Origin of the sequence: Sediminibacter sp. Hel_I_10, from assembly GCF_000688335.1 — a bacterium.
Lineage (GTDB): Bacteria > Bacteroidota > Bacteroidia > Flavobacteriales > Flavobacteriaceae > Psychroserpens.
Genome location: NZ_JHZX01000001.1, coordinates 3,655,520 through 3,678,137, shown reverse-complemented (window position 1 = coordinate 3,678,137; position 22,618 = coordinate 3,655,520). Strand labels below are relative to the sequence as shown.

Here is a 22,618-nt window from a genome sequence, read left to right as displayed (position 1 = left end):
GACCGCTTCATACATATTAAAAGCATGTCAACAAAAATCCCGTAACAGTAAAACCATTACGGGATTCATCAAAATACAAAGCTAAAGGCCTACAGCTAAAAGCCTAAAGCAATTAACCATCAACCACCAACGGCAATTTTCATACAATGCCCTTGCGCAAGCTCATAGAGCTCACCGTTCACCATTTGGTAAAACACAATGGCAGTACCACCAAAAACAGCCGTGGTTGCCGGTACTGGACCTTGGGCAGAAAGATCTACCTCCAAATCTGTAGCAGCACCAACCATCCCGCCAAGCGCAATTGGGGCACTATAAATAACCCCTCCAATCCCATTAGGGCTGGCCTCAACAGGAACATAGGTTTTGGTAGCAGGATCCCACTCGTAATTGCTTACAAACCCAGCAGCTAATGCCAGTTTAAAATGGGTAGCGCCCTCTGGCCTTAATACATAAGTATCGCTATTAAAGTCGGGCACGTTCCAGGTCAACGTATCACGGTTGGCATTAAGAACAGGTGCAGGCGCAGGCGCATTAAAATGACTGTCAAATGGCTTTTTAATATTAAAGTTAAAGCCAACAAACGTGTCCAAATGGTCCACAAGACTTATGGCACGTTCACCACGCAGTCCTGCCCCACTCGCAACTACAGTACGCATCAAGCCAGTAACCCGGCTACTGATAAAGGTATCGGCAACCAAGCGCACAATACCGGCAAAAGATTCTCTAAAAGATTTGCCACAAACGGCAGAACCACCAAATTCGCGCATGTTTTCACGAGTACGCTTGTACGCAGGATCATTCATAATCCTGTTACGGCTCAAACGGTTTTTGGTCTTTATTAAAGACTCACCGTTTTTTCTGTAGAAGGTCAACCCATCAAGAGTCCCTTCAATTCTGATAAAGGAATTATTCTTTGCCATAATAAAGAAGTTTATGATTGTGCCGCCCATGGCATCCAATGGCGAACACAATCTGGTTTACTTCTGCGCCGTATAGACGCACGAGATCGAGGGCAAAATGGACCAATTAAAGGTTCATAAAATCGAATTTTACAAACAGCTGTAAGTCAAACATATAAAATATTTTTTAATTCGTAAATTATTTATTTTTAAGTATTTACATAAAAACCATTCAATTATGTATAATTTCTCATAAAAGACATAAAAATCAGATCCTTTTTTAAACAATTAGCGTACCAACCCGAATCCCAAATACAAATCTCATAAAAATGCAAACCACTGGTTTTATGTAAACTATAACCCAAAATAAGCAATCAAGCCTCATTAATCAAAAACACAACAGACAAACCACAACCAATACCAAACACAAACCATCATCGCAACACCATTCCGACGCAGTCGGAAAAGCGCTCGTCAGTATAAAGAGCCATTTCCGTTAAGAATCGCTGAAGCCTTGGAAGCGATTTAGGGAGTGTGCTCTGGTTTTAATGGCGCAAAAACGCCATTAAAAATGCCTTCGAGCGTAAAAGCCTTTTTTGGTTCTTTTTTGGGCACAAAAAAGAACAACACAATCAAAAGAAAGAAAAGGAATATCAAGTACAGATCATTAAGAGCGAGAAACGAGCGCAGCAATCCCACAAAATTTAAGCGAAGACATACCACACAGTCAAAAACAAACACCAAACAACAACCTCCATCGCAACATCATTCCGACGCAGTCGGAAAACGCGGACGTCAGCATATAGAGATCACTTCCGTAAAGAATCGCCGAAGCCTTGGAGGCGATTTAGGGAGTGAGCTTTGGTTTTAATGGCGCAAAAACGCCATTAAAAATGCCTTCGGTCGCAAAAGCCTTTTTTGGTTCTTTTTTGGGCTCAAAAAAGAACAGTACAATAAAAAAAGAAAAAGGAATAGTATCTATAGGTCATTGCGAGCAAGGTACGAGCACGGCAATTCCACACAATTTAAGCGAAGACACACCACACAGTCAAAAACAAACACCAAACAACAACCGCCATCGCAACATCATTCCGACGCAGTCGGAAAATGCGGACGTCAGCATATAGAGATCACTTCCGTAAAAAATTGCTGAAGCCTTGGAAGCAATTTAGGAAGTGAGCTCTGGTTTTAATGGCGCGAAAACGCCATTAAAAATGCCTTCGGACGCAAAAGCCTTTTTTGGTTCTTTTTTGGGCTCAAAAAAGAACAGTACAATAAAAAAAGAAAAAGGAATAGTATCTATAGGTCATTGCGAGCAAGGTACGAGCACGGCAATTCCACAAAATTTAAGCGAAGACATAACACACAGTCAAAAACAAACACCAAACAACAACCTCCATCGCAACATCATTCCGACGCACTCGGAAAACGCGGACGTCAGTATATAGAGCTCACTTCCGTAAAAAATTGCTGAAGCCTTGGAAGCAATTTAGGAAGTGAGCTCTGGTTTTAATGGTGCGAAAACGCCATTAAAAATGCCTTCGGACGCAAAAGCCTTTTTTGGTTCTTTTTTGGGCTCAAAAAAGAACAACACAATAAAAAACAAAAAATAAAACATTTGAAGAAGCAGGTTGCCATGCTAGTACCTCACTCGCAATGACCAACGGCAGTTTGATATTTCAAGCATTACTATCCAAAACAAAACCGACACACCAAAACCAACACCAAAGAAACACCTCCATCGCAACACCATTCCGACAAAGTCGGAAAAGCGCTCGTCAGTATAAAGACCCATTTCCGTTAAAAATCGCTGAAGCCTTGGAAGCGATTTAGGAAATGGGGCTTGGTTTCAATGGCGCAGTAAAGCCATTGAAAATACCTTCGAGCGTAAAAGCCTTTTTTGGTTCTTTTTTGGGCTCAAAAAAGAACAACGCAACAAGACATATGAAAAAGCATATTGCCACGCTCCTACCTCACCCGCAATGACCAACGGCAGTTGAACCTATCAAGCCTCATTAATCAAAAACACAACCGACACACCAAAATAAACACCAAACAACAACCACCATCGCAACACCATTCCGACAACGTCGGAAAACGCGGACATCAGCATATAGAGATCACTCCCGTAAAGAATCGCCGAAGCCTTGGAAGCAATTTAGGAAGTGAGCTCTGGTTTCAATGGCTCAGAAAAGCCATTGAAAATACCTTCGAGCGTAAAAGCCTTTTTCGTTCTTTTTTGGGCTCAAAAAAGAACAACACATCTAACAAATCACCCAAAGCTCATTCCCAGATCATCCTCAGGTCATCCTCAGTCCACCTATCGGTTTTTCTTACAGTAGTTTTTAGTACACTTCAAAACAAATCAAAAATTCGAACCCCTAAACCGCTCGGATCGCTGCTTTAGGCAATGGTCTAATGATGCAATCCCATGACATCTCTCATACTGCAAGGGGTTATACCATCTTACGCATGGAGTGTGCCCTTAGCCTTAAGATGTGCAAGACTAAATATCTGCTAAAGTGCATTTTTCTTTAAATGACTCATTAAGGGCGGTAGAGCCATGCTATACCCTTATCTGTTGGAGCATTATTGAAAAAGCTGAGGCTATAGTTTGCAGAGCCGCGCCTCTTAATGAAAGATATAACTTACATCTAATCGATTAAGTGCAAATAAATAGGTTTATTTACGATTTATATTTTTTTATAATCATTTTTTTAAATACTTTGCACCCCATTATTAGAACCCAAACCTAAACATTATGAAAAAATTTTTACTAGCTGTTGTCTTGATGCTGTGCGCATTAGGCAGTGATCGCAGCGTGTACGCACAAACCCTATCGGCAGGTGATATTGCTTTTATCGGCTTTCATCTGGACGATAATGATGGTTTTACTTTTATTACTTTAAAAGATATTCCAAGTGGGGAAGTCATTTATTTTACAGACCATAGTTGGTCCTATTCCTTTAACACTTGGCATAACAACACAGCGGATGCCCACTACGCTTGGACTGCTACCTCTCCGGTATCCATTGGCACCATCGTGACAGTTACCGAAACGGGTTCAGCAACCAATATCTTGTCGGCAACCACAGGTACCATGTCCAAAGAGACTGGGGGAGATTTTTCTTTAATACAGTCTGGCGACGTTATTCTTGCTTATCAAAGTACTACGGGTGCACAACCTGCGGCCACCAACGCCACGTTTTTAGCAGGCATTTATACGGATGACAACTTTGGCCATAACACGGATTGTGATGGTAGTCAAGGTTGGTATAACGGCACTCCTTGTGCTTCTGACTTTACCCCAGATGGTGAACTATCCAATAACTCAAATGCTTCAGGTATTCCGCCAGGATTGACCAATGGCGTTGATGCTGTACATTTATATCCTGCCCCAATTTTAGAGTCTGTTTCTGAAAATGATAATGGTAGATATACAGGTTCCTTAAATGGGACTGCGGATGCTATTAGAGCACTGATCAACGACAGAACCCAATGGGAGTTTGAAGATGATGCTAGCTACGACATTTCCCCTTCAAGCTATGCTACACCCAGTATCACGCCGTCTGGGCCTTCATGTACCATGACAGCCTCTATTACATCACAAACCAATATTGCTTGTAATGGTGGAGCAACCGGTTCTTTAACCGTTACACCGGCAGATGGCGCATCTCCTTATACCTATTTATGGGATGATGGTTCTGCCCAAACTTCGGCTACTGCTTCAGGACTTAGTGCCGGAACATATGAAGTAACAGTTACCGACACTAACGGATGTACTGCTACCGCCAGTGCAACTATAAGTCAACCTGCAACTGGATTAAGCCTTACACCGGCATCCCTAACCAACATCGCTTGTAATGGTGGAACAACAGGCGCGGCCACCGTAAACGCTGCTACAGGAGGAGCTGGATTCTATACCTACAACTGGACACCGGGCAACCCAACAGGTGACGGTACCACATCGGTATCAGGACTTAGCGCTGGTACATGGACCTGTACTGTAACCGATGACAACGGCTGTACTGCTAGCCAATCGTTTACCGTTACCCAGCCTACAGTGTTAAGCCTCACCCCTGCATCACAAACCAACATCGCTTGTAATGGCGGAACAACAGGTGCTGCAACTGTAAATGTTGCTACTGGAGGAGCTGGTGGATATACCTATAACTGGACGCCAGGAAACCCAATAGGCGACGGCACAACATCTGTCACAGGTCTTTCGGCAGGCACATGGACCTGTACCGTAACCGATGCCAATGGCTGTACCGCTAGCCAATCGTTTACCGTTACCCAACCTGCAGCGGCATTAAACCTTACCCCTGCATCACAAACCAACATCGCTTGTAATGGCGGTACAACAGGAGCTGCAGCTGTAAATGTTGCTACTGGAGGAGCTGGTGGATATACTTATAACTGGACACCGGGAAACCCAACGGGAGATGGCACAACATCTGTTTCAGGACTTAGCGCAGGCACATGGACCTGTACCGTAACCGATGCCAATGGCTGTACCGCTTCGCAAAGTTTTACAGTAACCCAACCTGCAGAAGCATTAAACCTTACCCCTGCATCACAAACCAACATCGCTTGTAATGGTGGAACAACGGGTGCTGCAACTGTAAATGTTGCTACCGGAGGAGCTGGTGGATATACTTATAACTGGACACCAGGCAACCCAATAGGCGACGGAACAACATCTGTCACAGGCCTTTCGGCAGGCACATGGACCTGTACCGTAACCGATGCCAATGGCTGTACCGCTTCGCAAAGTTTTACAGTAACCCAACCTGCAGAGGCATTAAACCTTACCCCTGCATCACAAACCAACATCGCTTGTAATGGTGGAACAACAGGTGCTGCAAATGTAAATGTTGCTACTGGAGGAGCTGGTGGATATACTTATAACTGGACGCCAGGAAACCCAATAGGCGACGGAACAACATCTGTCACAGGCCTTTCGGCAGGCACATGGACCTGTACCGTAACCGATGCCAATGGCTGTACCGCTTCGCAAAGTTTTACAGTAACCCAACCTGCAGAGGCATTAAACCTTACCCCTGCATCACAAACCAACATCGCTTGTAATGGTGGAACAACAGGTGCTGCAACTGTAAATGTTGCTACTGGAGGAGCTGGTGGCTATACCTATAACTGGACGCCAGGAAACCCAACAGGTGATGGAACAACATCTGTCACAGGTCTTTCGGCAGGCACATGGACTTGTACCGTAACCGATGCCAATGGCTGTACCGCTAGCCAATCGTTTACCGTTACCCAACCTGCAGCGGCATTAAACCTTACCCCTGCATCACAAACCAACATCGCTTGTAATGGTGGAACAACAGGTGCTGCAACTGTAAATGTTGCTACTGGAGGAGCTGGTGGATATACTTATAACTGGACGCCAGGAAACCCAACAGGCGACGGTACTACATCGGTCTTAGGTCTTTCGGCAGGCACATGGACCTGTACCGTAACCGATGCCAATGGCTGTACCGCTAGCCAATCGTTTACCGTTACCCAGCCAACTATATTATCAGCTAATACCGTTGTAGATGCCAATGCAACCTGTAATGGGGCAACGGATGGCGCAGCTACTGCAAGTGCAACAGGTGGAACAGCACCATACACTTATTCATGGAGTAACGCTGCAACAACCGCTTCAATAGTAGGCGTTGCAGCTGGAACTTATGATGTGACCATCACGGATGCTAACGGCTGTACCGATACCGCTAGTGTAACCATTACAGAGCCGGTTGCCCTAGTAGCTAGTGCCGTAGTGGATGCCAATGCGGCCTGTAACGGTGGCACAGGTGATGTGACCATTAGTATTGCCGGTGGGGTGTCCCCATTTGAATATACCATCAATGGAACTACCTATAGCGGTTTTCCTGATCCAACTTTAGAAGTTTCTGGATTGCCTGCGGGAACTTACCCCATCACCACCAGCGATGCCAACGGCTGTAGTGCCACAACCTCGGTAACCATTACGGAGCCGGTTGCCTTAGTGGCTAGTGCCGTGGTGGATGCCAATGCGGCCTGTAACGGTGGCACGGGTGAGGTCACCATTAGTATTACCGGTGGGGTGTCCCCTTTTGAATATACCATCAATGGAACTACCTATAGCGGTTTTCCTGATCCAACTTTAGAAGTTTCAGGATTGCCTGCGGGAACCTACCCCATCACCACCAGCGATGCCAACGGCTGTAGCGCCACAACCTCGGTAACCATTACGGAGCCAGTTGCCCTAGTGGCCAGTGCCGTGGTGGATGCCAATGCGGCCTGTAACGGTGGTACGGGTGACGTTACCATTAGTATTACCGGTGGGGTGTCCCCGTTTGAATATACCATCAACGGCACCACTTACAGTAATTTTCCTGATCCAACTTTAGAAGTTTCAGGATTGCCTGCGGGAACCTACCCCATAACCACCAGCGATGCCAATGGCTGTAGCGCCACAACATCGGTAACCATTACGGAGCCTGCTATTATAGACAATAGTGTTGTTCTAACCGACGGCGTATTGACAGCTAACGCCACTGACGTGACTTACCAATGGTTTGCATGTCCGAATACAGAATTGATTGGTGAAACCAATCAGAGCTTTACTCCTACAGCAGTAGGCGATTATAAAGTGGTGCTTACAAATAGCAATAGCTGTACCGTTACTTCGGAATGTATTACAGTGACCACTTTAGGCTTGAACCCAGTGACGCCTAATGCTTTGAAAGTAAGGGTATATCCAAATCCTGCTTCCGCTGAGATTCAGGTGTCTGGGTTGCAAACTACTGAAAGCTATAGTATTTATGACACTTTAGGTAAATTAATGCTGAAGGGCAATACCTCTAACAAAGCAGTCATCAATGTTCAGGATCTATCGAGCGGTATGTATTTTATAACCATTGGAAACCATGTCATCCGATTTATCAAAAACTAAATTATCAGTACATATCGCTTCAAAGGAGTATGTATTTAAAAAGCTTCGGGACCCCATATGGAGGTTCCGAAGTTTTTTTTATGGCAACCGTGAAGTATGAGTAGCGATAATTAGTTATTTGAAATACTACCACAAATTCAAAAACACAATAGACAAACCACAACCAATAACAAACACGAACCATCATCGCAACACCATTCCGACAGCGTCGGAAAAGCGCTCGTCAGTATAAAGAACCATTTCCGTTAAAAATCGCTGAAGCCCTGGAAGCTATTTAGGAAATGGTTCTTGGTTTCAATGGCGCAGTAAAACCATTGAAAATACCTTTGAGCGTAAAAGCCTTTTTTGGTTCTTTTTTGGGCACAAAAGAGAACAACAACATGAAAAAGAAAAAGGAATAGTATCTATAGGTCATTACGAGCAAGGTACGAGCACGGCAATCCCACACAATTTAAGCGAAGACATACCACACAGTCAAAAACAAACACCAAACAACAACCTCCATCGCAACACCATTCCGACAACGTCGGAAAATGCGGACGTCAGCATATAGAGCTCACTTCCGTAAAAAATTGCTGAAGCCTTGGAGGCGATTTAGGGAGTGAGCTCTGGTTTTAATGGCGAGAAAACGCCATTAAAAATGCCTTCGGACGCAAAAGCCTTTTTTGGTTCTTTTTTGGGCACAAAAAAGAACAACACAATAGAAAATAGAACATATGAAGAAGCAGATTGCCACGCTCTTACCTCACTCGCAATGACCAACGCCAGTTTGATATTTAGAGCATTACCAGGTAAAACAAAACCGACACACCAAAACCAATACCAAGCAACAACCAACATCGCAACAGCATTCCGAAGCAGTCGGAAAATGCGGACGTCAGCATATAGAGCTCACTTCCGTAAAGAATCGCCGAAGCCTTGGAAGCAATTTAGGAAGTGAGCTCTGGTTTTAATGGCGAGAAAACGCCATTAAAAATGCCTTCGTACGCAAAAGCCTTTTTTGGTTCTTTTTTGGGCACAAAAAAGAACAACACAATAGAAAATATGAAGAAGGAGATTGCCACGCTCGTACCTCACTCGCAATGACCAACGGCAGTTAGATATTTAAAATTACTATCCAAAACAAAACCGATACACCAAAACCAACACCAAGCAACAACATCATCGCAACACCATTCCGACAATGTCGGAAAAGCGCTCGTCAGTATAAAGAACCATTTCCGTTAAGAATCGCTGAAACCTTGGAAGCGATTTAGGAAATGGTTCTTGGTTTCAATGGCGCAGAAAAGCCATTGAAAATACCTACGAGAGCAAAAGCCTTTTTTGGTTCTTTTTTGGGCACAAAAAAGAACAGCATAATAAGAAAAGGAATATCAAGTAAAGATCATTGCGAGCGAGGGACGAGCGCGGCAATCCCGCACAATTTAAGCGAAGACAAACCACACAGTCAAAAACAAACACCAAACACCACCCTCCATCGCAACAGCATTCCGACAACGTCGGAAAACGCGGACGTCAGCATATAGAGCTCACTTCCGTAAAGAATCGCCGAAGCCTTGGAGGCGATTTAGGGAGTGAGCTCTGGTTTTAATGGCGAGAAAACGCCATTAAAAATGCCTTCGGACGCAAAAGCCTTTTTTGGTTCTTTTTTGGGCACAAAAAAGAACAACAGATACAACAAATCACTCAAAGATCATCCCCAGATCATTCCCAGATCATTCTCGGGTCATTCTCGGGTTATCCTCGGGTCACCTATAGATTTTTCTTACAGTAGTTTTTAGTACACTTCAAAACAAATCAAGAATTCAAAACCCTAAACCGCTCGTATCGCTGCATCAGGCAATGGCCTGTAGGCATAATACTGTAAGACTTCTTCAATGGCATGTTTCAATGCTTTGTTGATGGGTAGAATAATATTCCCCATATGGAAATCTATTTGGTTCAATTGCATGTAGTACTCTGTAAAGATGGGCACATAAAGCCCTTTGGAAATGGCCTCGGCGGTATCGGCATACCGTTCTGCCTGTCCTTCTTTAATGATCTTACAGGTGGCCAACCTGAGGTTGCCATACTTATCGGTATTGGCGGCAAAACCAAAGAGCCTGCAAATGAGTCCGCGGTATTTGTAATCGCTACAGCGCCCATGATCCAATTTGGTGAGTGGTGCATAAATAAAACAGGTGGCCGAATGGGTTTTGTTGAGTAGCGCGAGTGTGTTTTCTGCCTCACCGTTCAAAAAAAGATGAAAGGCCCAAGGCAAAAACTCTAAAGGCGAGGCCTCAATATCTGGATAGGTACAGCATTTGCCACAGCCTGCGACACAGCCTAGACCTGATGCTTGTTGAAACTGAGCGCTTTCTTGCTCTAATTGAAGAAACAGGGCTTCTACCAGTTCCACTCTTTGCACTATGGTCATGTATTTTTTAGGAAAGGTAGTCTTATTTTAGGCCGTTAGTGCAGGAATTAACTTATGGTTGGGGGAAAATTGGGGATGAGGGATCTGGGATGAAGTATATGGACGGAAGACCGAGGACGGGAGAGAAAAGTATTAAGTATAAAGTACTAAGTATTTAGTATGGCTGGGTGGAAAGATTAGTTATTAGGTATGAGGGATTAGGGATTAGGGATTAGGGATTAGGGATAAAGTATAAGGACGGGAGACCGAGGACGGGAGATGAAAGTATGAAATATAAAGTACTAAGTATTTAGTATGGCTGGTTGGGAAGATTAGTTATTAGGTATGAGGGATTAGGGATTAGGGATTAGGGATTAGGGATTAGGGATAAAGTATAAGGACGGAAGACCGAGGACAGGAGAAAAAAGTATGAAGTATAAAGTACTAAGTATTAATTATGGCTGGGTGGTGTAATTGTATTCAGGAACCTTTGTAAACACATATCCCTTTAGACCTTCTCTTTTTTGAGCTCATTTTATTTTTAACAATTATTTTTCGTAATACATCTAGGTCAATAGTACCCTTTATAAAAGTGAAACTTTCAAGTGCTACTGATAATTTAGAATTTTAGTTTTCTTGACCAATTGCTGTCTTTGTTAAAATAAAAAATAGAATGAAGAAATAAATAGAAATTGAAAAACGATAACATTTCAGAATATGATCGGTTTCGTTAATATTCAAACTCAATAGCAAGCAGCAAAGTAAACCATACCCAATACAATGTATATTACTGATTAGCAATTAGTAAATTGATTTATTAATTTTACGCCGTAAAGGTAGTACGGCATTTAGGGACAACCCTAAGTTATACAATGACGATTTTATTTATATCATAAAAAGGATGGAATACCTAATAAATCGTTAATGGTATCTAATAAAATATCAACTCATTACCCTAGGATCAAAATCCTTAACATTATTAATTACCCCCCCCCTTTTACTAACCAAGAAATACCAAATGAGATGATTGCAGTGGTTTCAAAATCAAACTTTTAATTTGAAGGTTAAAGACCATAAATCTGAAGTCATAACTATAAATCCATGCCTAAATTCAAACAATTGCCATATTAACGTTCACTTAATTTTACTAAGATACCCTCTAATAATTAGGCAAAAACGCGTATTAACAGTATTTTGCATTGTAACGGCTTTACATAAGTTCACCTGATTGCAATTTTTTTGAATAAAATACCTTGATTTAATGTTCAAATTATTATTCCTATTTTTCTTTTGGTCTATCTGTGCCATTGGGCAACAGCAATGGCCCTCTACCGCAGATTTCAACAACCCGGTTTCTGAAGACGGCTTTTTAATCCCTAGTCATAAAGCATCGTTTGGGTTGAATCAACATACCAATCGTGATATCGTTTATTTTACCGAAGTTGACGCCGTCCAGGAGGTTCTGGTCATCGGGACGACCGAAAGGGATTCTACCTTTAATGATATTTTGGTTACCAAACTTGATACCAATATGGTGCAACTCTGGCAAAAACGATATTCCTTGGGTACAGATTTGTCTTATGATGTTCCGATAAAACCTTATATCGATTCCGATAATAATCTAACCCTTGTTTGTCGAAGTCTAACAAAAAACTCCATTCGCAGTGGTTTGTTATATGTTATAAAGTATGATTCCCAAGGTAATCTGTTATGGGATGTCAATGTAGATGAATTTAACACCTCCTCCTACGATGATTATGAATATCAAAATTCATTTATGGATGAAACTGGTCATTTAAGAATTGTACAAACCAAGAATTACGACGTAGCACCACTGCAGCGTTTTCACTTTTATACTATATATCCTAATGGCGAAATCATTGATAGCTTCACCGAGGATAACCTCACGGAAATAGATCATATCAATTCAAACAGTTTCGACTATGAAGTTGCCTATTTCAATGGACATTACTACCTGAAATACAGAAAGGCCACTAGTATAGATAATGATTATGTATCAGAGCATTTTATCAAAAAATTCAATACATCTTCTATGGAAACCTATCAACTGGATGATATTATTGACCTCACCAACATCTACAATTTTAATGAAAGTAAAATGAAGATTGGTATTGATGGAGGTATCTATTTTATACAGCCGCAAACAGTGGGTAATAGTTTCGAAATTCTAAAATTGAATAGTAGTGGAGCTCTAGTGTACAATATAAATTCTGAAGTAGGTTTTGATAAGGAGATAATTGATGCGACCATAAATGGTGATGATAATCTTATACTATTTACCAACAGTAAACCCTCATCCTCGTCAGGTAACCTTACCTTCAATAAAACAGAGTATGATGATACTGGCAATATCGTTTTTAATGTTACCGTTGGGGACACTTACGTTGATGGTCTAAAATTAAATAATGAAGGGAAGGTTTTAGTATATTCAAATACAAACTTTAAATTGTTTAGTGCTACCTTGGAACCTCTCGGCCAATTTAACGGTAACTATGATGCTGTAAATGATTTCAATAGCCTTGATAATACCAATTTGGTTATTGGTAAAACTAATGCTTCAAGTATGTTTCCAGGCAGCTCCTTTCAAAGCCAGCAGGACATGGAGATTCATAAAATAGATGAAAATCAAATTATTAGTAGCTATACGTTTAGTGGTGAGGGTACCTCGAAAGCAAATAGACAAAAAATAATTCAGGACGGCCTTGGGAATTACATCGTGGCTTCCGAGGAAAAGTTAGGACCAGATGATTGGAGCATCACAAATCTTGCGCCTTTAAGAAGAACCCTCTATAAGTATGACAATGATTTAAATCTTATCTGGAGCCTTGTAATAGAAAACGCAATGGTAAGTGCCTACTCTCCAGACGACAAAAATTTTTTAATTGATGAGAATAACGATATCTATATCAATACAATGGCAAATCCCGATACTTTCGAGCTAATAAAGGTTTCCTCTGATGGAACGATTATTTATCAAGTACCGAGTTATAGAACAGCGAATATGTATTTTGACGAAAATAACAATATCAAAATAGTATCCCCGCCAGTATATAATTATGATTCAAATGTTAATGACACTAACATCTATACGCTTAGTATTGATGACGGCAGTTTTGTTGAAGAAAATGTCTTTCCCGGATTAGAATTTCTTGATCAGTTTAAAAACGCTGACAATGAATCTTACATTTATATGTTTACTAACAATGACGAACCCTATATAAAGATTTATAAAAATATGGCTTTGGAAATTGAGCAGGACTTATATACGGGTAGTAATTTTGGAAGTCTTAATGCACGGTATATTGACCATAGTGGAAATATCATCTTTTCTTCTTCTTATAATCAGATTAACGAAAAACTGTATCGTTTAACGCTTGATAATGTTTTTGACTATATTTCTACAAATGAAGGTGTGGCTAACATTAAAGAGATTAATAACAAAATCTTTACCTATCATTCTGATGACCATATTAGGATGTATGATTATGACTTAAATTTAGTAACCACCTCCACCGAAGAATTTTTAAACATGCCCATTTTTTTTGAATACGGGGCTTTTATTTTGGTCAATACCCCATTTAACAATAATGTGCGAGTGGTAGATGAAAATTGCTCAGTTGTGGATGAATTTCATATTCCAAGTAGTCTATTTACGCGTCATGCTATTATTGATTCCGAAGGCGATTTAGTTTTAACGGGTCAAAATGGTTATCATGTTGGAACGTTTCATCATTATGGCTGGGCACGTGGCTTCATTCATAAATATTCAAGCATAAAAAACACTCTAGGTACTATTAGAATCGAAAAGTCTCAAAATGACGCTGTCATATTCCCAAATCCTTCAAACGGAATAATTAATTTTCACAGTGTAAACCAAAGCATTCGACAAGTTGAAGTTTATGATATGACCGGAAGATTGATCAACTTCACCTTATCTACGACAATGAATGTTCAAAACTTACCAAACGCCGCTTATATAGCTAAAATTACACTTGGTAACGGAATAGTAGTAAATAAGAAATTTATTAAATATTAGCGCATTTAGAAATCTAACTTATGTCAATTCAAAAAATAGGCTCAGTTGCTTTACCATAAATATTGGAACCAAAAAGCTATTGTTCGTTTTCGCTCTCCCAGTTCTAATTATAATTTATCCAATTCCATTATATCTCTTAATTAAATAACAATAAGAAATGGATTCCAAAATTTGAGTCTACATCTAATAGTCGATGATTGGTCATTATTTCAAATTTTCCTTTGTGTTTCCTTTGCTTCTCCTTCGGGTCAACCCAGGGTTAGTTAATGATTTTTCTTACAGTGGTTTTTTGTGCAATTCAAAATAAATTAAGAATTCAATACCCTAAACCAAGCGTATTGCTGCATCAGGCAATGGTCTGAAGGCATAATACTGTAAGACTTCTTCAATGGCACGTTTCAAGGCTTTGTTGATGGGCTCATAAAGCCCTTTGGAAATGGACTCGACGGTATCGGCATACTGTTTGCCTGCCCTTTTTTAATGTTCTTACAGTTGGCCGAACGGTTTTGTTTTGAGCAGCGCAAGTATGATGAGGGATGAAGGATGAGGACGGGAGAAAAAAGTATTGAGTATAAAGTACTAAGTATTTAGTATGGCTAGGTGGGGATATTGGGTATTAAGTATTAGGGATGAAGTATAAGGACGGAAGACCGAGGACGGGAGAAAAAAGTATGAAGTATAAAGTACTAAGTATTTAGTATGGCTGGGTGGGAAGATTGGGGATGAACGAATTTGGAGCTTAGCATTGCTTTGTGTACTTAATTCTTAATTCTTAATTCTTGATACTTGATACTACATCCCATTACCTTGAGTTTACCAGCAATACGTTAAGCACCTCATTGGGCTTTATTTTGTGGTAAGGTGAATTGAGCAGCACCGCCAATCGATCTTCGAGATGGAGGATCTCTAGAGCGTACTTGTGCCGTTCGTCACGGTTCTTGGTGTCCGATTGTTTTTTCTTTAAATAGTTGAGCGCGCCTTCATAGTAGGCAATGTCCATAAGCCTAACAAACTGCTCTGCATTGAGGTTTGGGATGCCTGCGGACTTGACGATGGTTCTAATGTATTTGTAATGCATATTACAAAGCTACTCATATCTGTAGCAGAACCTTGCTTCTATTTGTAGCATGTTGATGACTTTGATGATTAGGAGCTGTTATTTCATTGATATCAATGCGGTTGAAGGAAGATCTAAAACTAAGCTAGAGCGGAAACTGGAGTTGCTACCAAAAAATAATCCCACCAACATAGCACAGTGGTGGGATTTTCAACAATAGCCCTCTATTATTATTTAGTAGCGTTTACTGTATTTAGCTATCAATACATCTTAGACAGACAAGTAAATGCTTGATTAAAGAACGCATTAAAATGGATGTTTTTTATGTAAAATGTTCTGAAACCCTCAATTTTGTTCTAAAACAAAAACTGCTCTTTTTTAGATTTTCCCTCTAAAACAGGGCTATACGCCGTTAGATGGCTTGATCTAAGTTAGTTGCGTAATTTTTGGAGCGTTTGAGCTCTACTCCGGCCAGTGTGACCTTAGCGGCTTCAATTTTCTCTATATATTTAGGGTTGATGGCCACACCTCTACTTATTTGTACGAGTGTGTTTTTGGGCATGAGCTCTAAAAAGGAGGTTAAAGAAGACCGTATTAAGGTGTTTTTGCTTTGGTAATGCAACTTTATATAGACATGCTCTGCTTCTACATAAAGTAATTCTGAAAGGTTGATGTTATAGGTGGTGGTGCCAATAGTGATGCTGGTGTAGTTGCTCTCGTTATCTCCCATATTATCAAAAATGATATCCATGGTCATTAACAAGGTGGCATGATTGAGCGGTTTGTTGATATAGCCCTTAGGGTGCAGTGCTTTTATTTTAGTTAGGGTATCTTCATCATTATAAGAGGTCATGAATATAAAGGGCAAACCGTAATTGGCATTGATGTACTGGGCCACATCAATGCCTGTTTTTTCTCCTGAAATCTTAATATCCAGAAGCACCATATCTACCTTGGTAGAGTCTAGAATGGCTTGAGCCCCTTTATAATCTATAGCAATGCCGGCGCATCTATAGCCATGCTTGAGCATGGCTTGTTTGAGTTGTTGTGCCAGTAAGACCTCATCTTCTACAATGAGGATGTTTTTTATATTTTTAAGCATGTTTGCAATCTTCTTTATACTTTGTGTTTTAATTTGATATGGTAAGATGAGCCGTAGCGTACCAACTTGCCATTAAGCTGCTCTACCATACTTTGAATGATGAAGCCCCCTAAACTTTCGCCCTTTGGTTTGTCTTCAAAATTATTTCCAGAGTCTGAGTACATCATAATGATCCACTCATTTTTGGACTCAATGCGCAGCTCGACGTCTAAAACCCCAACGGTTTCTGCATGCTCAATACTATTGCTCAAGAGCTCATTGATAATGATGCCCATTGGCAAGGCGGTATCAATGGTCACTTTAATGCGCTCTACCCACTGCTGGTAATTGATGGTTCTTGCTGAAATGCTTATGAGTGCGTTGGAGATTTTGTTTAGATAATCTTCCAGATCATAGAAGCTGCCCTCTATTTGCTGATCAGCATATACAAATTGCTCATGTGCAATGGCTATGGCACTGATGCGGTGCTCTAGGTTATTGAGTTTTTCGATGTAACGCGGATCTTCAAACTCTTCACTTTGGAATTTTATCAGACTAATGATGAGCGAGAGGTTATTTTTAACGCGGTGGTTGAGTTCTTTTAAGAGCATTTCGCGCTCTACTAATTTATCTGAAATATCCACTTTGGCTAACCGTAAGCGCTTTCTACTTCGGCCAATAACCACTAAACTTACAATGGAGATCGCACAGATGGCAATGGTAAAAATAGCGGTACTGAAGGCGAGTATAAACTTATTCTCATTTTCAATGGCTGATTTTTCGGCCCTACTCTGCCCGTCCCTGATTTTATCTACCTCAAAACGCGTAAGATCTACGTTGCGAAGACTTGCTGCTAATGAGTCGCGGATGCGATTGAACTGCTTTATCACTAATTCTGTTTCATCCCTTTGCCCCAAAGCATCCAAAAGCCGACCTTTCAATATAAAAAGATCATTTAACGTATTGATGGGCACTTTATTTAACCCGAGCTTAATGGCTTGATTGATATATTCTAATGCTTGATTATAATCTCCTTTTTCAAAAAAATGAGTGGCTATGTAATGATACGCATAAACTGAGGTATGTGTTTCCCAAACATCATAAGCGGCTGCTTCGCTCAAGAATAATTTTGCAAACTCTAAATGTGCTTGGGTGAACTGCTTTTTATACCAAAAATCATGCAATTGGATGTAATCTCTTATATAATTGCGGTATTCTTCTGGAAATCTATCTTTTACGTTTGAGTTGATAGACTTAAAGGCCTTATTACGGTAGTAGGTGACACTATCTGGTTGATTGAACTTATTATAAATTGAGGCTAAATCATTATTTAAAACCGCAAAACGAGTTGGCCCTAAAGTTAAAGAATCCTTTAGCAATTGATTGACATAGAAGTCTTTTGCTTCTTTGTAGTATCCTGCTTTTATTATAAGTTCTCCATAAACTTTATTTAGATTCTCTGGCTCTGTTTCATCATAGAAATTGTGAAGCGGCCCGAGTCTTCGTAATTCAGAAAATTGCTCGAGCATGCCCACCGTATTTCCAGAATAACTGTACCATTTGAAAATGGCCCAATAGACCTCTATGGCTCCCTTGGAATCCTTAAATCCTGGAATATCCAATAATTCATACAGGTAATATAGCGCGTCATCCCGATCTCCTAGCTCTAAATTGATGGCAACGATACTATGGTAAGCGCCAGCTCTTAAAAGGCGATCTCGGTCTGAATTGAGTTTGGATGAATAGGATTTTGCATGGGCCTCCATTTCTGCAAGATCTTCTTTTGAATAGCGTTTTAAATCTGGAACCGATTCAGGAACTACAGTGAAGTCTGGCGCCACGATGTAGGCATCCTCCAATGAAGTTTGGGCTTGAGTGAGATTTAAGCATAGCAGAAGTATGACCACGAAGATGGCGGTCTCTGGCAAACGCTTTATAAAGTCCCTCAATTTTATATCGTTCAAATTAGCAAGGTATGGCTAAGCCATTAGTATCTACAATTTTAGAATTATTAAAGTAAAATAAAAAATCAATTGTTCTAAAATTTCAATTTCTGTTCTAAAACGTAGTCGCTAAAGCCCCCAATTCATTACAATTATGGTATTTATACTTGCTAAATTTTTTAGGACACCTATCTAACCATCTCGATAATAAGTATTTAATTTTCCTACAAATAAAAAAACCTGCACCTCCTTAGCGTATTGGTCTAAAATACATAACCTAGAAGCCAATACAAGATCAAGAACACCACCACTACCCCAATACAGCCACATTTACCGCCACCTATTTTTTTTGCGCCCCAAGCCGCACCAATAAATCTTAACAACTTTTCCATACTCTTTTTAGATTGTGAATTCTGACCGTTAAAATTACTCTTGAAATTGGTATGCTATAGACTGTATTGCTGTAAAGAGGTGCTTTTATAGATTGACTAAAGTGATTTTTGCTATACTATAATGGCCACCGAAAGACTTTTACTTTACTGCCATAAACATTACAAATAAAAAAAACGCCACCATTCTCATGATTGCGCTCCTGTGCTGTTTTGGTGTTTGACTTTTTTCTGAAAAGTGATGCTTGGTTACTCTACCTCCACTAGCCTACTTACTAATTTCCATTGCCCATCCACATCAACACTCTCGGTGACCCTGATTTTACCTGGTCCCGATTTTTTAATGACATCGATCAATTTGAGATTTTTATGAACCTCAGTATTGATCTCCAGCGGCGGGGTTACCAACCTGCTATTTTTTACGTCAAAAATAAAGAGACGCTCAGTATTGGGCTTTAGGTCCCAAAACCCAATTTCATCGGCACCGTCCCCATTGAGGTCCTTGAGGTTCTCGAGTTGGGATTGGTAGACATCTTCTACTAGCACCGACTCCAACTCTGGATTGCTAAAGCGAATCACGCTATTGCAACCGCCTTTACAAATTACCCTGTTTTTACTCAATCCGTTATTAGAGTCTTTTGAGATGATGACGGGCGACTCTACACTGGCGTAGTCTGAGAGTCCGTCGCCATTAAAGTCACCATACAGCCTCGGATTCTTAGAAATCTGGGCATTGCGGATGCGTTCTTTTGGAAAGATGGGAGCCTCTAGATCTTCGGCACCAATCACGCCTTCTCTAAGGATTTTGAATTCCCCGTTTTTATATATCACAGCGAGGTAGCAGGAATAGGTCGTATTCACGTCTTTATAGCTTACCTTATTCTCAAAGGTGGCCAAAAAATTGCCCTCCTCTTCCACTATTTCTATCTGATCTCCTACAAGGGTTTGACGATAATCAGGAAAGTCTTCGAACAACAATTTTTTATCGGTTGCCACAATTTCCTTGGTACGTTCGGTATCGTAATATTCTACCACATCCATATACTGTTGCTTGAGGTAAGTCGCACGAATGGTGGTATGATTTTCGTTCCATTTAATTACAAATGCCTTGATTTGGTCTTCCTCTCTAGGATTGATCTCGTTACAACTGGAACATAGTACTAGGGCGAGTACTAGAATGACTGAAAAAATTCTCATTTAAAAATTGGGTTTGGGTGTACATTTCTGGTCTTAAAGATACTCATTTTAGAACTGGGTTTTTTGGGGTTGAGTACAAAGTAGTAAGTATTGAGTACAAAGTAGAGATGGGTGGAGATTGGGGATTATGGATTGGGATGGAGGACGGAAGACGGAAGACGGGAGACGGAAGACGGAAGACGGGAGACTGAGTACTAATGATAGTAAATTGGGGATTGGACTGAGGACCGAAGACGGAGGACGGAGGATCTTAGTATGAAGTAGTCAGTATTAAGTACACAGTAGGGATGCGTTGGAAGTTTGGCTATTGGAATGAGCAATTTGGATGGAAGACGGAGGACTGAACACAGAGGACGGAAGACTGGAGACCGAAGACGGAGGACCGAAGATTCTAGTATGAAGTAGCCAGTATTAAGTACAAAACAGGCATGCTTTGGAAGTTTGGTACAAGGTCCTACGTTTTTGGAATCGGTGGGCTTAAAATGTGAATCTATGAACAAAAAAAAGCGCAACCACTATTGTGATTGCGCTTTTGATAATTATTGTTGAAAAAGTGATCTTGGGACGTGATGCTCAAGATCGCTCTTTTCAATTACTTATTTCACTTCTTCGAAGTCTACGTCTTCAACGTCACTACTTTCATCTGCAGCTTGTCCTTTAGATCCTGCTCCAGCATCGGCAGATCCGTCTGGCTGTGCGCCACCTTGTTCTGCTTGTGCTTTGTACATTTCCTCAGATGCTACTTTCCATGCTTCGTTGATTTTCTCTAAAGCTGGATCGATCACTGCGATGTCCTTCGTTTCGTATGCTTTCTTCAATTCCTCTAAAGCCTCTTCAATTGGTTTTTTCTTATCGTCTGATAATTTATCACCAAATTCCTTCAATTGGCTTTCCGTTTGGAAAATCATAGCATCTGCTTGGTTCAATTTATCTGCAGTTTCTTTCGCTTTAGCATCGGCATCAGCATTTGCTTCTGCTTCTTGCTTCATTTTCGCGATTTCCTCTTCAGTTAAACCAGAAGACGCTTCAATACGAATGTCTTGTGACTTGTTAGTTGCTTTATCTGTTGCAGATACTTTGATGATACCATTGGCATCAATATCAAAGGTCACTTCAATTTGTGGTGTCCCTCTTTGTGCTGGTGGAATACCATCTAGGTGAAAACGACCAATTGTTTTGTTATCTGCTGCCATTGGGCGCTCTCCCTGCAATACGTGGATTTCAACCGATGGTTGATTATCTGCCGCTGTAGAGAATACCTGTGATTTTTTAGTTGGAATTGTGGTGTTGGCCTCAATCAACTTCGTCATCACATTACCCATGGTTTCAATACCTAAAGACAATGGTGTAACGTCTAATAACAATACATCCTTAACATCTCCAGTTAATACACCACCTTGAATGGCTGCTCCTAAAGATACGACCTCATCTGGGTTAACGCCTTTACTTGGTGCTTTTCCGAAGAATTTCTCAACCGCTTCTTGTACTGCTGGAATTCTTGTAGATCCACCTACCAAAATTACTTGGTCAATGTCACTCTTAGATAATCCTGCTGCTTTTAAAGCAGACTCACATGGCTCAATGGTGCGTTTTACCAAATCATTGATCAATTGCTCAAACTTAGAACGAGACAGGGTACGTACCAAGTGTTTTGGTCCGCTTGCTGTAGCCGTTACGTAAGGCAAGTTGATTTCGGTTTGTGCAGAAGATGACAATTCAATCTTCGCTTTTTCCGCAGCCTCTTTTAAACGTTGTAACGCCATTGGGTCTTTTCTAAGGTCGATGTCTTCATCTGCCTTAAACTCATCTGCCAACCAGTTGATGATTTTCTCATCGACGTCATCACCACCTAAGTGCGTGTCTCCATCTGTTGACAATACCTCAAATACACCGTCACCTAACTCTAAGATAGATACATCATGTGTACCACCACCAAAGTCAAATACCACTATTTTTTGATCTATTCCTTTTTTATCCATACCATAGGCCAAAGCTGCTGCTGTTGGCTCATTGATGATACGACGTACTTTTAAACCTGCAATCTCACCAGCTTCTTTAGTGGCTTGACGTTGCGAGTCATTAAAATACGCAGGCACAGTAATGACTGCTTCAGTCACATCTTGTCCTAAATAATCTTCAGCTGTTTTCTTCATTTTTTGAAGAATCATTGCTGATAATTCTTGTGGTGTGTATAAACGACCGTCCACATCTACACGTGGCGTATCATTATCACCTTTTACTACTTTATAAGGTACACGTTCTGCTTCATTTTTAGATTCAGAATACTTGTTCCCCATAAACCGCTTAATGGAGTATACGGTTTTGGTTGGGTTAGTTACAGCCTGTCTCTTCGCAGGATCACCAACCTTAATCTCACCGCCTTCAACAAAAGCAATGACAGATGGGGTGGTACGCTTACCTTCTGCATTTGGGATCACAACCGGCTCATTACCTTCCATTACGGAAACACATGAGTTGGTTGTTCCTAAATCGATTCCAATTATTTTACTCATAATATTATATTTTTAGTGTTTATCTGTTTCCTTGTGTTACTTCGGAAACGTGATGTTCAATTTATATTCGGTTAGTGAATGTCAATCATTATGCCACGCAAAAGAATATGACACGATGTCATAATACTTTTTCAGCTTATGACG

At 40.7% G+C, this 22,618-nt stretch carries 16 protein-coding genes; 8 read left to right on the top strand and 8 right to left on the bottom strand.

The window, feature by feature from the left end:
• Positions 1–119 precede the first annotated feature (119 nt).
• Positions 120–920 (bottom strand): hypothetical protein, encoded by an 801-nt coding sequence (locus tag P176_RS20135; RefSeq protein WP_156033151.1) that lies wholly within the window; start codon positions 918–920, stop codon positions 120–122.
• Positions 921–1,470: 550 nt separating this feature from the next.
• On the opposite strand from P176_RS20135, the gene P176_RS0116620 reads away from it, so the two are divergent.
• The 6 genes from P176_RS0116620 (at position 1,471) to P176_RS20470 (ending at position 9,433) form a co-directional block, all read left to right on the top strand.
• Complete coding sequence (locus P176_RS0116620; RefSeq protein ID WP_156033149.1) at positions 1,471–1,770, top strand: hypothetical protein; 300 nt, start codon at positions 1,471–1,473, stop codon at positions 1,768–1,770.
• Positions 1,771–1,792: 22 nt separating this feature from the next.
• On the top strand, positions 1,793–2,026 hold the full coding sequence (locus P176_RS0116615; RefSeq protein WP_156033147.1) for a hypothetical protein: 234 nt from the start codon (positions 1,793–1,795) through the stop codon (positions 2,024–2,026).
• Between the two features lie 87 nt (positions 2,027–2,113).
• Positions 2,114–2,347 carry a hypothetical protein gene (locus P176_RS0116610; RefSeq protein WP_156033145.1) on the top strand — a complete coding sequence of 78 codons (234 nt, stop codon included), beginning with the start codon at positions 2,114–2,116 and terminating at the stop codon, positions 2,345–2,347.
• Positions 2,348–3,660: 1,313 nt separating this feature from the next.
• Positions 3,661–7,842, top strand: coding sequence for a T9SS type A sorting domain-containing protein (locus P176_RS0116595; protein ID WP_026755756.1), 4,182 nt, complete (start codon positions 3,661–3,663; stop codon positions 7,840–7,842).
• Positions 7,843–8,482: 640 nt separating this feature from the next.
• A complete protein-coding gene (locus tag P176_RS20475) occupies positions 8,483–8,782 on the top strand; it encodes a hypothetical protein (RefSeq protein ID WP_156033143.1) in 300 nt (99 codons plus the stop codon).
• Positions 8,783–9,229: 447 nt separating this feature from the next.
• Entirely contained in the window at positions 9,230–9,433 is a 204-nt protein-coding gene (locus tag P176_RS20470; protein WP_156033141.1) for a hypothetical protein, read from the top strand.
• 222 nt (positions 9,434–9,655) lie between these two features.
• Here P176_RS20470 and P176_RS0116565 read toward each other — a convergent pair whose 3' ends face one another.
• Positions 9,656–10,258: a YkgJ family cysteine cluster protein gene (locus tag P176_RS0116565; protein ID WP_026755754.1), complete on the bottom strand. Its 603-nt coding sequence runs from the start codon at positions 10,256–10,258 to the stop codon at positions 9,656–9,658.
• Between the two features lie 1,240 nt (positions 10,259–11,498).
• Here P176_RS0116565 and P176_RS0116555 point away from each other — a divergent pair.
• Positions 11,499–14,294: a T9SS type A sorting domain-containing protein gene (locus P176_RS0116555; protein WP_026755753.1), complete on the top strand. Its 2,796-nt coding sequence runs from the start codon at positions 11,499–11,501 to the stop codon at positions 14,292–14,294.
• 802 nt (positions 14,295–15,096) lie between these two features.
• Here the strand turns inward: P176_RS0116555 and P176_RS0116550 are convergent.
• The 5 genes from P176_RS0116550 to P176_RS0116525 all read right to left on the bottom strand — a co-directional run bounded on the left by P176_RS0116550 (position 15,097) and on the right by P176_RS0116525 (position 19,961).
• Positions 15,097–15,372: a hypothetical protein gene (locus P176_RS0116550; RefSeq protein WP_026755752.1), complete on the bottom strand. Its 276-nt coding sequence runs from the start codon at positions 15,370–15,372 to the stop codon at positions 15,097–15,099.
• A gap of 391 nt (positions 15,373–15,763) precedes the next feature.
• Positions 15,764–16,453, bottom strand: coding sequence for a response regulator transcription factor (locus tag P176_RS0116540; protein ID WP_026755751.1), 690 nt, complete (start codon positions 16,451–16,453; stop codon positions 15,764–15,766).
• A 14-nt stretch (positions 16,454–16,467) separates the two neighbouring features.
• Positions 16,468–18,396, bottom strand: coding sequence for a sensor histidine kinase (locus tag P176_RS0116535; RefSeq protein WP_037349005.1), 1,929 nt, complete (start codon positions 18,394–18,396; stop codon positions 16,468–16,470).
• 242 nt (positions 18,397–18,638) lie between these two features.
• On the bottom strand, positions 18,639–18,767 hold the full coding sequence (locus tag P176_RS20795; RefSeq protein WP_026755749.1) for a hypothetical protein: 129 nt from the start codon (positions 18,765–18,767) through the stop codon (positions 18,639–18,641).
• A 246-nt stretch (positions 18,768–19,013) separates the two neighbouring features.
• Entirely contained in the window at positions 19,014–19,961 is a 948-nt protein-coding gene (locus tag P176_RS0116525) for a hypothetical protein (RefSeq protein WP_026755748.1), read from the bottom strand.
• 17 nt (positions 19,962–19,978) lie between these two features.
• Here P176_RS0116525 and P176_RS20465 point away from each other — a divergent pair, with 17 nt between their 5' ends.
• The gene (locus tag P176_RS20465; protein ID WP_156033139.1) at positions 19,979–20,152 is read left to right on the top strand and encodes a hypothetical protein; all 174 of its coding nucleotides are present in this window, start codon (positions 19,979–19,981) and stop codon (positions 20,150–20,152) included.
• A 405-nt stretch (positions 20,153–20,557) separates the two neighbouring features.
• Here the strand turns inward: P176_RS20465 and dnaK are convergent, their stop codons facing one another.
• On the bottom strand, positions 20,558–22,474 hold the full coding sequence (gene dnaK / locus P176_RS0116515; protein ID WP_026755747.1) for a molecular chaperone DnaK: 1,917 nt from the start codon (positions 22,472–22,474) through the stop codon (positions 20,558–20,560).
• Positions 22,475–22,618 lie beyond the last annotated feature (144 nt).